General features: G+C 71.0%; 11 protein-coding genes and 3 tRNA genes. 8 read left to right on the forward strand and 6 right to left on the reverse strand.

Annotation, left to right across the window (positions count from 1 at the left end):
* Positions 1 to 2 precede the first annotated feature (2 nt).
* Genes purL through purS form a run of 3 tightly spaced genes read right to left on the reverse strand, consistent with a single transcriptional unit; the run spans position 3 to position 3,198 of the window.
* Positions 3 to 2,261: a phosphoribosylformylglycinamidine synthase subunit PurL gene (gene purL / locus H295_RS42720; protein ID WP_020133953.1), complete on the reverse strand. Its 2,259-nt coding sequence runs from the start codon at positions 2,259 to 2,261 to the stop codon at positions 3 to 5.
* Complete coding sequence (purQ, locus tag H295_RS0103485; protein ID WP_020133954.1) at positions 2,258 to 2,938, reverse strand: phosphoribosylformylglycinamidine synthase subunit PurQ; 681 nt, start codon at positions 2,936 to 2,938, stop codon at positions 2,258 to 2,260. The genes purL and purQ overlap by 4 nt, the downstream gene beginning before the upstream one ends.
* A complete protein-coding gene (purS, locus tag H295_RS0103490; RefSeq protein ID WP_020133955.1) occupies positions 2,935 to 3,198 on the reverse strand; it encodes a phosphoribosylformylglycinamidine synthase subunit PurS in 264 nt (87 codons plus the stop codon). The genes purQ and purS overlap by 4 nt, the downstream gene beginning before the upstream one ends.
* 269 nt (positions 3,199 to 3,467) lie before the next feature.
* Between purS and H295_RS0103495 the strand changes: the two genes are divergently transcribed.
* The 8 genes from H295_RS0103495 (at position 3,468) to H295_RS0103530 (ending at position 8,081) form a co-directional block, all read left to right on the forward strand.
* Entirely contained in the window at positions 3,468 to 3,785 is a 318-nt protein-coding gene (locus H295_RS0103495; protein WP_020133956.1) for a histone-like nucleoid-structuring protein Lsr2, read from the forward strand.
* A 124-nt stretch (positions 3,786 to 3,909) separates the two neighbouring features.
* A tRNA-Gly gene (locus tag H295_RS0103500) sits at positions 3,910 to 3,981 on the forward strand.
* Between the two features lie 79 nt (positions 3,982 to 4,060).
* Positions 4,061 to 4,133: transfer RNA gene (locus H295_RS0103505), tRNA-Gly, on the forward strand.
* Positions 4,134 to 4,260: 127 nt separating this feature from the next.
* On the forward strand, positions 4,261 to 5,193 hold the full coding sequence (locus H295_RS0103510) for an ABC transporter ATP-binding protein (RefSeq protein WP_020133957.1): 933 nt from the start codon (positions 4,261 to 4,263) through the stop codon (positions 5,191 to 5,193).
* 104 nt (positions 5,194 to 5,297) lie between these two features.
* Entirely contained in the window at positions 5,298 to 6,107 is an 810-nt protein-coding gene (locus H295_RS0103515) for an ABC transporter permease (RefSeq protein WP_051135498.1), read from the forward strand.
* A 14-nt stretch (positions 6,108 to 6,121) separates the two neighbouring features.
* The gene (locus H295_RS0103520) at positions 6,122 to 7,381 is read left to right on the forward strand and encodes a sensor histidine kinase (protein ID WP_043217085.1); all 1,260 of its coding nucleotides are present in this window, start codon (positions 6,122 to 6,124) and stop codon (positions 7,379 to 7,381) included.
* Positions 7,378 to 7,986 (forward strand): response regulator transcription factor, encoded by a 609-nt coding sequence (locus H295_RS0103525; RefSeq protein ID WP_020133960.1) that lies wholly within the window; start codon positions 7,378 to 7,380, stop codon positions 7,984 to 7,986. Before H295_RS0103520 ends, H295_RS0103525 begins: the two co-directional genes overlap by 4 nt.
* A 22-nt stretch (positions 7,987 to 8,008) precedes the next feature.
* A tRNA-Gly gene (locus H295_RS0103530) sits at positions 8,009 to 8,081 on the forward strand.
* 44 nt (positions 8,082 to 8,125) lie between these two features.
* On the opposite strand, the gene H295_RS0103535 is transcribed toward H295_RS0103530, so the two are convergent.
* The 3 genes from H295_RS0103535 to H295_RS0103545 form a co-directional block, all read right to left on the reverse strand.
* Positions 8,126 to 9,025 carry a phosphoribosylaminoimidazolesuccinocarboxamide synthase gene (locus H295_RS0103535; protein ID WP_020133961.1) on the reverse strand — a complete coding sequence of 300 codons (900 nt, stop codon included), beginning with the start codon at positions 9,023 to 9,025 and terminating at the stop codon, positions 8,126 to 8,128.
* Positions 9,026 to 9,118: 93 nt separating this feature from the next.
* Positions 9,119 to 10,627 (reverse strand): N,N-dimethylformamidase beta subunit family domain-containing protein, encoded by a 1,509-nt coding sequence (locus H295_RS0103540; RefSeq protein WP_028809007.1) that lies wholly within the window; start codon positions 10,625 to 10,627, stop codon positions 9,119 to 9,121.
* A 226-nt stretch (positions 10,628 to 10,853) separates the two neighbouring features.
* Positions 10,854 to 12,761 carry a hypothetical protein gene (locus H295_RS0103545; protein WP_020133963.1) on the reverse strand — a complete coding sequence of 636 codons (1,908 nt, stop codon included), beginning with the start codon at positions 12,759 to 12,761 and terminating at the stop codon, positions 10,854 to 10,856.
* Positions 12,762 to 12,769 lie beyond the last annotated feature (8 nt).

Consider the following 12,769-nt stretch of genomic DNA (forward strand, 5'->3'; position numbering starts at 1 on the left):
GGCTACTTGAGCAGCGCCGGGATCGTCTCCTCGTGAGCCGTCCGCAGTTCCTCCAGCGACAACTCGAACTCGCCCTGGAGCTCGACCGAGTCGCCGTCCACGACACCGATGCGGGTGACGGGCAGGCCCCGGGCGCCGCACATGTCGTTGAAGCGGAGCTCCTCGGAGCGCGGGACCGCCACCACGGCACGGCCCGCCGACTCGGAGAACAGGAACGTGAACGCGTCGAGCCCGTCCGGTACGACCAGACGCGCGCCCTTGCCGCCGAGCAGCGCCGACTCCACGACCGCCTGGATCAGGCCGCCGTCGGAGAGGTCGTGCGCGGAGTCGATCATGCCGTCGCGGGAGGCGGAGATCAGGATCTCGGCCAGCAGGCGCTCGCGCTCCAGGTCGACCTTGGGCGGCAGGCCGCCGAGGTGGTCGTGGACGACCTGGGACCAGGCCGAGCCGCCGAACTCCTCGCGGGTGTCACCGAGGAGGTACAGCAGCTGGCCCTCCTCCTGGAAGGCGACCGGGGTGCGGCGGGCCACGTCGTCGATGACGCCGAGCACGGCCACGACCGGGGTCGGGTGGATGGCCGCCTCGCCCGTCTGGTTGTAGAGCGAGACGTTGCCGCCGGTCACCGGGGTGCCGAGCTGCTGGCAGGCGTCGGCGAGACCGCGGATGGCCTCCGCGAACTGCCACATGACGGCCGGGTCCTCGGGCGAGCCGAAGTTCAGGCAGTCCGACACCGCGAGCGGCTTGGCACCCGTGGTGGCGACATTGCGGTACGCCTCCGAGAGGGCCAGCTGGGCGCCCGCGTACGGGTCCAGCTTGGCGTACCGGCCGTTGCCGTCGGTCGCGATGGCGACGCCGAGGCCGGTCTCCTCGTCGATGCGGATCATGCCGGAGTCCTCGGGCTGGGCGAGGACCGTGTTGCCCTGCACGAAGTGGTCGTACTGCGAGGTGATCCACTTCTTGGAGGCCTGGTTGGGAGAGCTGACCAGCTGGAGGACCTGCTGCCTGAGCTCTTCCGAAGTCCCGGGCCGGGGCAGCTTGTTGGCGTCGTCGGCCTGGAGCTCGTCCTGCCAGGACGGGCGCGCGTAGGGGCGCTCGTAGACCGGGCCGTCGTGCGCGACCGTGCGCGGGTCGACGTCGACGATCTTGCCGCCGTGCCAGTAGATCTCCAGGCGGTCGCCGTCGGTGACCTCACCGATGACGGTGGCGATGACGTCCCACTTGTCGCAGATCTCCAGGAACCGGTCGACCTTCTCCGGCTCCACGACCGCGCACATGCGTTCCTGCGACTCGCTCATGAGGATTTCCTCGGGCGAGAGCGTCGAGTCGCGCAGCGGTACGTCGTCAAGGGTGACGCGCATGCCGCCGGAGCCGTTGGAGGCGAGCTCGGAGGTGGCGCAGGACAGACCGGCCGCGCCGAGGTCCTGGATGCCGACGACCAGCTTCTCCTTGAAGGCCTCCAGGGTGCACTCGATGAGGAGCTTCTCCTGGAAGGGGTCGCCGACCTGGACGGCCGGACGCTTCGACGGCTTGGCGTCGTCGAAGGTCTCGGAGGCGAGGATCGAGGCGCCGCCGATGCCGTCGCCGCCCGTGCGAGCCCCGTAGAGGATGACCTTGTTGCCCGCGCCGGACGCCTTCGCGAGGTGGATGTCCTCGTGCCGCATGACACCGATGGCACCGGCGTTGACCAGCGGGTTGCCCTGGTAGCAGGCGTCGAAGACGACCTCGCCGCCGATGTTCGGCAGGCCCAGGCAGTTGCCGTAGCCGCCGATGCCGGCGACGACACCCGGCAGCACGCGCTTGGTGTCGGGGTGGTCAGCGGCGCCGAAACGCAGCGGGTCCACGACGGCTACCGGCCTGGCACCCATCGCGATGATGTCGCGCACGATGCCGCCCACTCCGGTGGCCGCACCCTGGTAGGGCTCGACATAGGAGGGGTGGTTGTGCGACTCGACCTTGAAGGTGACCGCGTAGCCCTGGCCGACGTCCACGACGCCGGCGTTCTCACCGATGCCGACGAGAAGCGCGTCCGACTGGGGCGCCTTCTCGCCGAACTGGCGCAGGTGCACCTTCGACGACTTGTACGAGCAGTGCTCGGACCACATGACCGAGTACATGGCGAGCTCGGCACCGGTGGGCCGGCGGCCGAGGATCTCCACGACCCGCTCGTACTCGTCCTTCTTCAGGCCCAGTTCGGCCCAGGGCAGCTCGACGTCGGGGGTCGCGGCCGCGTGCTCGACCGTGTCCAGAGGCGTCCGGCTCATGCGTTGACCAGCTTCTTGAGGATCGAGGTGAAGAAGGGGAGACCGTCGGTGCGGCCCGTCCCGATCAGCGGCTCGGTGGCGTGCTCGGGGTGCGGCATGAGGCCTACGACGTTGCCGGCCTCGTTGGTGATGCCGGCGATGTCACGGAGCGAGCCGTTGGGGTTGAAGTCGACGTAGCGGAACGCGACCCGGCCCTCCGCCTCCAGCTTGTCCAGCGTGTACTCGTCGGCGACGTACCGGCCGTCCATGTTCTTCAGCGGGATGTGGATCTCCTGGCCGGACTCGTAGTCGACGGTCCAGGCGGTGTCCGCGTTCTCCACCCGCAGCTTCTGGTCGCGGCAGATGAAGTGGAGGTGGTCGTTGCCGAGCATCCCGCCGGGAAGCAGGTGGGCCTCGGTGAGGATCTGGAAGCCGTTGCAGATGCCGAGGACCGGGAGACCCGCCTTGGCCTGCTCGATGACCGTCTCCATCACGGGCGAGAAGCGGGAGATGGCGCCGGCCCGCAGATAGTCGCCGTAGGAGAAACCACCGGGGAGCACGACCGCGTCGACCTGGTGGAGGTCCTTGTCCTTGTGCCACAGGGCGACCGGTTCGGCACCCGCGAGGCGGATCGCGCGCTGGGTGTCCCGGTCGTCGAGGCTGCCGGGGAAAGTGACGACGCCAATACGAGCGGTCACTTCACGGCCTCCGCGACTTCCTCGATCTTCACGGTGAAGTCCTCGATCACGGTGTTGGCGAGGAAGGATTCCGCAAGATCGTGGATGCGGGCCAGCGCGGCCTCGTCGACCGGACCCTCAACTTCCAGTTCGAATCGCTTTCCCTGACGTACGTCGGAGATGCCTTCGAAACCCAGTCGCGGCAGTGCGCGCTGGACCGCCTGGCCCTGGGGGTCGAGGATCTCCGGCTTGAGCATGACGTCGACTACGACGCGTGCCACTGGCACTCCCGGTGGTGTGGTGCTGAGCAGGTTCCTTCAGACTACCCGCACAAAATTTCTACGCGCGTTGAGTTGTAGGAATCTACGTGACGGCCATCACGGGCAGCCGGCCGCTCGGGTGTTCGCGAAAATTTCAGGGAAAGATCTCAGATCGACACCCGATACCTATTGCGCTCGGACACGCGGAAGGATTTAGTCGAGCTTCACAATGCATTGTCTGGCACGGTACAAATGAATTGTTGACGTGCCGTACGAAGGGACCGATATTCGTGGCGCAGAAGGTCGTGGTCACTCTCTTTGACGACATCGACGGCTCGGAAGCGGCGGAAACGATCGCCTTCGGACTCGACGGCAAGTCGTACGAGATCGACCTGAATCAAGCCAATGCCAAGAAACTGCGTACGGCCCTCGAGCCCTACGTGGAGGCCGGCCGCAAGCGGTCGAGGTCGGGCAAGGCGTACAAGCAGACCGAGGTCGCCCCCGATCCGGCGGCGGTCCGGGCCTGGGCCCAGGCCAACAAGATGGACGTCCCCGCGCGCGGACGTATCCCCAAGAAGGTCTACGAGGCGTTCGCCGAGGCGCAGTAGCTCCCGGTCGACGCCGGGTCACCCGCCCCTCGGGACAACCGACTTGCGTTGCACCCCACCCGGTCAGCTAGAGTCTGGAGCACGCCGAGGGGCGAGGCCGAAAGGCCCAGCTCACGGAGTACATGCGGGTGTAGTTCAGTAGTAGAACATCCTCCTTCCAGGAGGAAGGCGCAGTGTGCAATTCCTGTCACCCGCTCTGCACCACCGGTCCTGCTCCCTTGTGGATCAGGTAGGATGGTGCTCGCGCCGATCGGTGAGAGCCGGTCGGAGGCAATGCGAACGTAGCTCAGTTGGTAGAGCGCAACCTTGCCAAGGTTGAGGTCGCGAGTTCGAACCTCGTCGTTCGCTCTTGAGTGAAGACCCCGGTCCCCTGGACCGGGGTTTTTTCTTGCCCACTGCACCCTCTGACATTTGTCACACGGAGTGGTGACAGCGCGCACTGCTGTCGCCCCCCGTCCGCCGGGACGCTGGGTTCATGAACACCGACGAACACGTGATTGAGGTCACCGACCTGCGGCGTGTGTACGGGGGCGGGTTCGAGGCCGTGCGCGGAATCAGTTTCTCCGTGGCACGGGGAGAGATCTTCGCCCTGCTCGGCACCAACGGCGCCGGCAAGACGTCCACGGTCGAGCTCCTGGAAGGGCTCGCCCGGCCGACCGAGGGGCGCATCCGCGTCCTCGGCCACGATCCGTACACCGAGCGGGCCGTCGTACGCCCGCGTACCGGCGTGATGCTCCAGGAGGGCGGCTTCCCCTCCGAGCTGACCGTCGGCGAGACCGCGCGGATGTGGGCGGGCTGCGTGAGCGGGGCCCGGCCGCCGCTGGAGGCCCTGGAACTGGTCGGGCTCGACCGGCGGGCCGGCGTACGCGTCAAGCAGCTGTCCGGAGGGGAGCGGCGACGCCTCGACCTGGCGCTCGCACTGCTCGGCGACCCCGAGGTGCTGTTCCTCGACGAGCCGACGACCGGGCTCGACGCCGAAGGGCGCCGGGACACCTGGCAGTTGGTGCGGGACCTGCGGGAGCGCGGCACGACCGTGCTGCTCACCACGCACTACCTGGAGGAGGCCGAGGGTCTCGCCGACCGGCTGGCGATCCTGCACGAGGGGCAAGTCGCGGCCGAGGGGACACCGGACGAGGTGACCGCCGCACAGCCGTCGCGGATCTCGTTCGAACTGCCGGAGGGCTGGTTCGTGGGGGACCTGCCGCCGCTCGGGGGCCTCGGCGTGTCCGGGCACGAGGTCGACGGACGGGTCGTACGGCTGCGGACGCACGAACTCCAGCGGGCCGCCACCGGGCTGCTGACCTGGGCCGAACGGGCCGGGGTCGAGCTGCGGCGGCTCGATGTGCGGTCGGCGTCGCTGGAGGAGGCGTTCCTGGGGATCGCGGCGCGTGAGGGGGTGGCGGCATGAGCACGGATCGCAGTATGGGCGCGGATCGCGGCACGGGCACGGATCGCAGCGTGGGCGCGGATCGCCGCACAAGCCCGGATCGGGGCGCAGGCACCGATCGCGGCATGAGGGCCCCCGTCGCGCGAGGCGGGCGCCGCGTGAGCGCCGTCCTCACTACTCCCGCCGAGCGGCTCGGCGCCCTCGCCCGCGCCGAGTTCACGCTGCTCGGGCGCAGCAGGGCCACGCTCCTGACGGCCGTGCTGGTGCCGCTCGCACTGCCGTTCACGCTGCGGTCCGTGGTGGACGGCATGGACGTCCAGAAGGAGGGCCTGAGCGTCGGGCTGGTGCTGCTGCCGGCCGCGATCGGCTTCTCCCTGCTGTTCGGGGTCTACACCGCCCTCGTCGGGATCTACACCGCCCGCCGCGAGGAGCTGGTGCTCAAGCGGCTGCGCACCGGGGAGCCGCGGGACGTCGAGATCCTGTGCGGGACCGCGCTGCCGATCGGCGCGACCGCGGTGGTGCAGTCCCTGGTGGTCGCGGCGGGAAGCGCGGTGCTGCTCGACCTGCCCGCGCCGCGGGCACCCCAGTTCGCCGTCCTGGGACTGCTGCTGGGCCTGGTGATGTGCGCGGCCCTCGCGGCCGTGACGGCGACGGTGACCCGGACCGTGGAGAGCGCGCAGGTCACCACCCTGCCGTTCGTCCTGGTCTCGATGACCGTCTCGGGCGTCACCGTCCCCCTGGAGATGCTGCCCGACCGGCTCGCGTCGGTGTGCGAGCTGCTGCCGCTCTCCCCCGTGATCACCCTGATCCGCGGTGGCTGGTCGGGCACGCTCTCGGTGTACGAGGCCTTCGGCGCCCTCGGGACGGCACTGGCCTGGACCGTGCTCGCGGTGTTTGCTGTGGGACGGTGGTTCCGGTGGGAACCGAGGCGCTGAGGTACGGGGTGAGCATGCGCAAGGCGGGGGGCTGGTGGCGGCGGAAGAGCACGCCGGCCAAGGTCGAGACGTACACGCGGTGGTCGTTCCACTTCTTCGCGCTGGCCGAGGTCGCCTCGGTCGGGCTGCCGCTGTTCGGTGCGATGCCGGGCTGGCTGACCGCCCTCATGCTGGTGATGGTGGTCGGACACGCGGGGACCTGTGCCGTGACCGCGTCCCGGGCACTGGACTGGACGCGCGGCCGCCGCGAGCAGCCCGTCCACATGCTGTGGATACTCGGCACGCTCACCTTCGCGGTCGCCGTGACGGCCGTAGCGATCACCGAACACGGACCAGGCGGGAAGGACGTCGACACCGCGGCGGGCGGGATCTTCGCGGTCGTGCTGATCTTCGGTGCGGGAGTGACCGCGCTCGGGGTGCGGGCCCGGAAACGGGTCCTCGCCATCGTCTCGGGGTTCGCGGCGGGCGCGGGGGTCATCGCCTTCCCGCTCGGGATGCCCGCGCCGGCGACCCTCGCGGCGATGGTGGGCGTACTGCTCGGCTCCGGGTTCCTCGCCTTCACCTCCATCTTCTCGGTGTGGCTGCTCACCGCCGTCTACGAACTCGACGAAGCCCGCGAGACCCGTGCCCGGCTCGCCGTCGCCGAGGAACGGCTGCGGTTCGGGCGGGACCTGCACGACGTGATGGGGCGCAACCTCGCCGTCATCGCACTGAAGAGCGAGCTGGCCGTGCAGCTCGCCCGGCGCGGACGGGAGGAGGCCGTGGACCAGATGACCGAGGTGCAGCGGATCGCCCAGGAGACCCAGCGCGAGGTGCGGGATGTCGTACGGGGCTACCGGGAGGCCGACCTGGGCGCCGAACTGGCGGGAGCGCGAGGGGTGTTGACCGCGGCGGGGATCGACTGCGAGATCACCGGGGAACCGGCCGGGCTGCCCGCCGAGGTGCAGTCGGCGCTCGGCTGGGTGGTGCGGGAGGCCACCACCAACGTCCTGCGGCACGGGGACGCCAAGCGGTGCGAGGTGGTCGTACGGAAGGAAGAGGGGCGCGTGGTGCTGACCGTGGAGAACGACGGGGCGCTGACGGCGTCGGGCAGCGGCGGGTCCGGGCTCGCCGGCCTGCGGGAGCGGCTCGCCGCGGTGGCCGGGACGCTGGAGGCGGGACCGGTAGGCAAGGGCGTGTTCCGGCTGGTGGCGCGGGTGCCGGTGGCGGCGGCCGTCGTCGGCCGCGGGGTGGTTGGCAGCGGCGGCATGGTCAGCGACGGGGTGGTCGCGTGACCGTGCGTCTGCTGCTCGCCGACGACGAGCATCTGATCCGGGGCGCGCTCGCCGCGCTGCTGTCCCTGGAGGACGACCTGGCGGTCGTCGCGGAGGCGGCCACCGGTCCCGAGGCGCTGGCGATGGCCCGGGCGCACGGGCCCGACGTCGCCGTGCTCGACTTGCAGATGCCCGGGGCGGACGGTGTGAAGGTCGCCACATCGCTGCGCTCCGAGCTGCCGTCGTGCAAGGTGCTGATCGTCACCAGTCACGGGCGGCCCGGACATCTCAAGCGGGCTCTCGCGGCGGGTGTGCGCGGGTTCGTCCCCAAGACCGTCAGCGCGCAGCAACTCGCCGAGATCATCCGCACGGTGCACGCCGGAAACCGTTACGTCGACCCGGAGTTGGCCGCCGACGCGATCTCCGCCGGGGACTCGCCGCTGACCGCGCGGGAGGCCGAGGTGCTGGAGCTCGCCGCCGACGGGGCGCCCGTCGCGGAGATCGCCGAACGGGCCGCGCTGTCGCAGGGCACCGTACGGAACTACCTGTCGTCGGCCGTGTCCAAGCTCGGGGCCGAGAACCGTCATGCGGCCGTGCGGCTCGCACGCGAGCGAGGTTGGGTATAGTGGTTCCCGCGCCACGGCGCATGCGAACGTAGCTCAGTTGGTAGAGCGCAACCTTGCCAAGGTTGAGGTCGCGAGTTCGAACCTCGTCGTTCGCTCTGTATCGGCAAAGGCCCCCGGTTCTCACCGGGGGCCTTTCGCATTACGACCAGCTCGTGCCCGTCAGTCGCTCGAACGCCTCGATGTACTTGGCGCGGGTGCGGTCCACGACCTCCTGCGGCAGTGCCGGCGGAGGCTGCTCGCTCTTCCTGTCCCAGCCGGACTCCGGCGAGGTCAGCCAGTCGCGCACGAACTGCTTGTCGTACGACGGCTGCGCGTGCCCCGGCTCCCACTGGTCGGCCGGCCAGAAGCGGGAGGAGTCCGGGGTGAGGACCTCGTCCGCGATGACGAGGGTGTCCCCGTCGAAGCCGAACTCGAACTTGGTGTCCGCGAGGATGATCCCCCGGTCCCGGGCGATGTCCCGGCCCCGGCTGTAGACGGCGAGGGTCGCCTGGCGCAGCTGGGCCGCGGTGTCCGCGCCGACCTGGCGGGCGACCTCCTCGTAGGAGACGTTCTCGTCGTGCTCGCCGACGGCGGCCTTGGTGGCCGGGGTGAAGATCGGGGCGGGCAGCTCGCTGCCGTCGGTGAGGCCTTCGGGGAGGGCGAGACCGCAGACCGTACGGGAGTCGTTGTACTCGACGAGCCCGGAGCCGGTGAGATAGCCGCGGGCGACGGCCTCCACGGGGACCATCCGGAGCGACTTGCAGACCAGGGTGCGGCCGGCCCATTCGGCGGGGGCGCCTTCCGGCACGTCCGTGCTGAGGACGTGGTTCGGCAGCAGGTCGGCGATCTGGTCGAACCACCAGAGGGACAGCTGGGTGAGGACGCGGCCCTTGTCGGGGATCTCCGTCGGCAGCACCCAGTCGAAGGCGGACATGCGGTCACTGGCGACCATCACGAGGTCGCCCGCCTCGTTCTGGTACAGCTCGCGCACCTTGCCGGTGTGGAGGTGCACCAGGCCCGGAACCTCGAGCGGCTCGGGCTTTTCTACGAATCCGGACACGGTTCCTCCCCGTGGGTATGTCCAACGGGTCGATTGTCCCGTATGAGGCGCTGACCTTGGACCGGGGGTCAGGGCTCGGTCCTGTACGTGAGCTCAGTCACGCTTGCAGATGCGGTCCAGGAGGTTGGCGGTGGCGCGCTGGACCCGGGGGTCGACATGGCCCGGGCGGTCCAGCGCCGGGGACCAGGCGAAGGTGCCGGCGGCGAAGACCAGGGCGCCGGAGGGAGCGCGGTAGAGGGACGTCTCCTGGTGGCGCAGGGCGCCCTCGCTGTCGGCGTACGGCGAGTGGGCGAGCAGGATGCGGTCGTCGTGCTCGGGGAGCGGGGTGCGCGGGAAGTAGCGGTCGGCCTCGCCCGCGACCAGGCCGGCGATCTCGTCGCCCTCGTGGGCGCCGGTGGCGTCCCACAGCCAGTGGCCGGCGTTGCGGACGATCAGGGGGTGCGGCTCGGGCACCCGTCCCGCGTACTGGATACCGACCAACTGCTGCTCGGGGCGGTCGACTTCACGCCAGAGCACCGGCCTGCCCGGGCCCTTGCGTTTGCGGCAGGTGAGCAGGCGGTCGGGGACGCCCGAGGGCGAGGGGCCCAACTCGACCTGCCAGTACATGGTGTTGGCGGACAGGAAGACGAGGGAGGTGCCGCTGTCCCGGGCCCGCTCGACCGTGCGGCGCATGGCCGTCGACCAGTACTCGTCGTGGCCGGGGAAGACCAGGCCCCGGTAGCGGGTGAGGTCGAGGTGTCCCGCGTGCAGGTCGCGGGCGTCGGCGTAGGCGAGGTCGTAGCCGTAGCGCTCGGCGAAGCGGATGAAGTCGTAGGCGTGGCCGACATGCAGGGGCAGGCCCGCGCCCGCGTAGGGCCGGTCGAAGGAGACCGTGGTCGCGGCGTCGGCCTCGCCGAGGAGCCGGCCGTTCTCGTCCCAGGCGTGGTAGAGGCTGGCGCCGGTGCGGCCGTCCTCCGGGTAGAGGTTGTACGCCTGCCACGTCACGTCGGGCAGCAGGAGCAGCAGGTCCGCCGGGTGGTTGTCGCGGACCGTGAAGGGGATGTGGGAGCGGTAGCCGTCGGCGGTGGTGAGGACCGCCACATACGCCCCGATGCTCCAGTACGACGGGATCTGGAGGCGCCAGCTGAGCCACCAGTGGTGGCAGGAGACCGTCCGGTCCGCGGCCAGCGGCGGGGGCTGGACGATGCCGGAGAGCCGGGGGCTGGTGGTGATCTTCGCCGCGCCGTCACCGCCGTAGTGGCCGATGCGGTAGATGTCGACGGCGAACTCCTGGGGCGGGTCGACGGTGATGTGGAAGTCGACGGCCTCGCCGGGGGCGACCGCGCCGGTGGAGGTGAAGCCCTTGATCTGGCGGCGGACGTCGTCCGCGGAACGGGGGGCGCCGCCGGTGGGGGCGGTGCGGGGGGAGGGGACTCGGGCGCCCTTCCTGGGGGTGTGGGCCGGGTCCGACTCGACGTACCAGGGGACCACCTGGCCGGTGTCGTCGAAGTAGGTCTCGGTGCCGCGGAGCCAGGGGACGGGGCCCTGGCCGAAAGGATCCGTCACGGCGTGCGCGAGTGCTCCTGACTCCCAACGGCGGATGTGCTCCGGTCCTGGGCCCATGGTGGCTCCCCCTCCCTGTGCCCCCGTTGATCGTCTTGGCCGGTGCTTGTGCCTGTGCCTTGGTCGTGTGGTGTGGTGCTGGTGCTGTGCCGGTGCTTTGTGCGTCTGTCCTATGGCGTGTGCCCATGCCATGTGCGCGATCGGTCCCAGCACATCACATACCGCACGCGGACTATCACTATTCGTTGCGAATTGACCGAAAGTGGAAGCAGGGTTTCCGGATCGGTCAGACGAGGCGGACCGGCTTCTCGGGGCGTATCCCCGACCTGACCAGCCAGGCGCGCAGGGGTGCGGGGTCGCCGTCCTCGACGAGGCTGAGGACGCGGGGGGTGAGGTCCGCCGCGCGTTCGCCGTTGATGAGGAGGGACGGGCCGTCGAGCCAGTCCAGGCCGGGGGTGGCGCCCGCGGTGTCGATCGCGGCGCAGCAGACCATCGCGGTGACGTGGTCGGTGAGGAGTTCCCGGGCCGTGCGGGGTGGCTGGAGGGGGAAGAGGGGCAGCGCGGTGTCGTCCCAGGGGGTGGTCTCGGGGGTGCCGCTTGGCCGCGAGGTGGTGGCTTCCTCACGGGCGAGCTCGGCGGTGAGTGCGGCGGCGAGCGTCTCGGCTTCGCCTTCGGCCGTTGCGTGCCTGCCCGTACCCGTCGTGAGGCTTTCGTCGTCGGGTGCGGGTGGACCCTGCGGGGCGGTTTCGCCGTCGGCTGCGGGTGGCCCCTGCGGGGCGGTTTCGCCGTCGGTGGCTGCGGGGGTGTTCGAGGGGGCTGCGTAGGTGTTTGAGGGTGCTGCGGCAGGCGGGGAGGTATCGGGGGCCGGGTCCGCCGGTCGGGCCGGGGGTGGTTCCGGGACCGTGTGGGGGGAGGCCGAGAGGTGGGTCAGGACCCGGGCGAGGGTGGGGGCGTGGGAGTCCGGCGCGGTGGCGCCCCGGGTGTGGGTCACGCCCTGGGCGTCCAGGACTCGGTGGAGGCGGGCCGCGTCCAGCCGCCACTTACGGTCCACGACCTCCTCCGGGTACTCCTGCCAGTCCACCGGGGCCCAGTCCGGACCGGTCTCCGCGGGGCCGCCGTGGAAGAGGCGGGCGGCAAGGAGGGAGGCGGCCTCGTCGATCGTGCCGGGCTCCTCCAGCAGGTCGCACGCCGGGCGCTCGCCCAGGCGGGAGGCGAACCCCTCGGCCAGGCGGTCACGCCGGGACAGCTCGGTGAGAGCGGCCACCACGCCCGCGTCCAGACGGGACGGCCAGCGCCCCATCCGCCAGGCGGGCAGCGCGACCCGGGTGAGAAGGCGGTCCCAGCCCGCGTACGCCAGACCCACCTGCTCCTGCGCGACGATCCTCAGTCCGTAGTCCACAGCCTGTGCACGCTCCGAGGCCGCCGCGGCGACCCCGCGCTCCATGAGGGCCGCGTGCTCCCGGCAGCCGCGCAGCATGAGGCGGGCCACCGAGGCGACGCCCGCGCACAGCACCCGGGTGAGCGGGCAGCGCCCGGGGGTGGAGCCGACGGCCACCGCTGCGTCCAGACCCCGTACGAAACGGCGGGCCGCCGCTATGTCCGGGTGCGCCGAGGGTCCCGTACCGGCGACGACGGGAGCGAGCACCGCGCGCAGCTCTCCGACGCGCATCCACCACAGGAACGGCGACCCGATGACCAGGACCGGCGCCGCCGGTACCCGCCGGTGGGAGCCGCCGGCGCCCGCGATCTCGTCGTCCCGGCCCTCCTGCGGGGGCGGGCCGTGGGCAGAGTGGGTGCGGTCCTCCAGCCAGCTGTCGCAGTCCGGGGTGAGCGCTATCGCGGAGGGTGCGGGGACGTCCAGCCGGTCGGCGAGGTCGCGGACCATGCGGTACAGGTCGGGCGCGGCCTCCTCGGCGATCGCGACCGTCGGGCTGACGGCCGGCCGGGCCCGGGCGACGACCAGGGCGACGACCCCGGCCGCGAGCAGCACGAGCACGCCGAGCACGCTCATGACCAGCCGGGCGACGTCCCAGACCCCGCCCACGAGATGCCCGGTGGAACCTCCGGCGAGCAGCACCACGGCGACCGCCGCGGGCAGCAGCGCCACGGCCAGCGCGCGGCTGCGGATGCGCAGCACGGCGAGAGCCCGGGAGCGCGCGGCCTGCGCGCCTGCCTCCACACCGATTCCGGTCACGACCGGAC

The organism is Streptomyces sp. 351MFTsu5.1, from assembly GCF_000383655.1.
Taxonomy (GTDB): Bacteria; Actinomycetota; Actinomycetes; order Streptomycetales; family Streptomycetaceae; genus Streptomyces; species Streptomyces griseorubiginosus.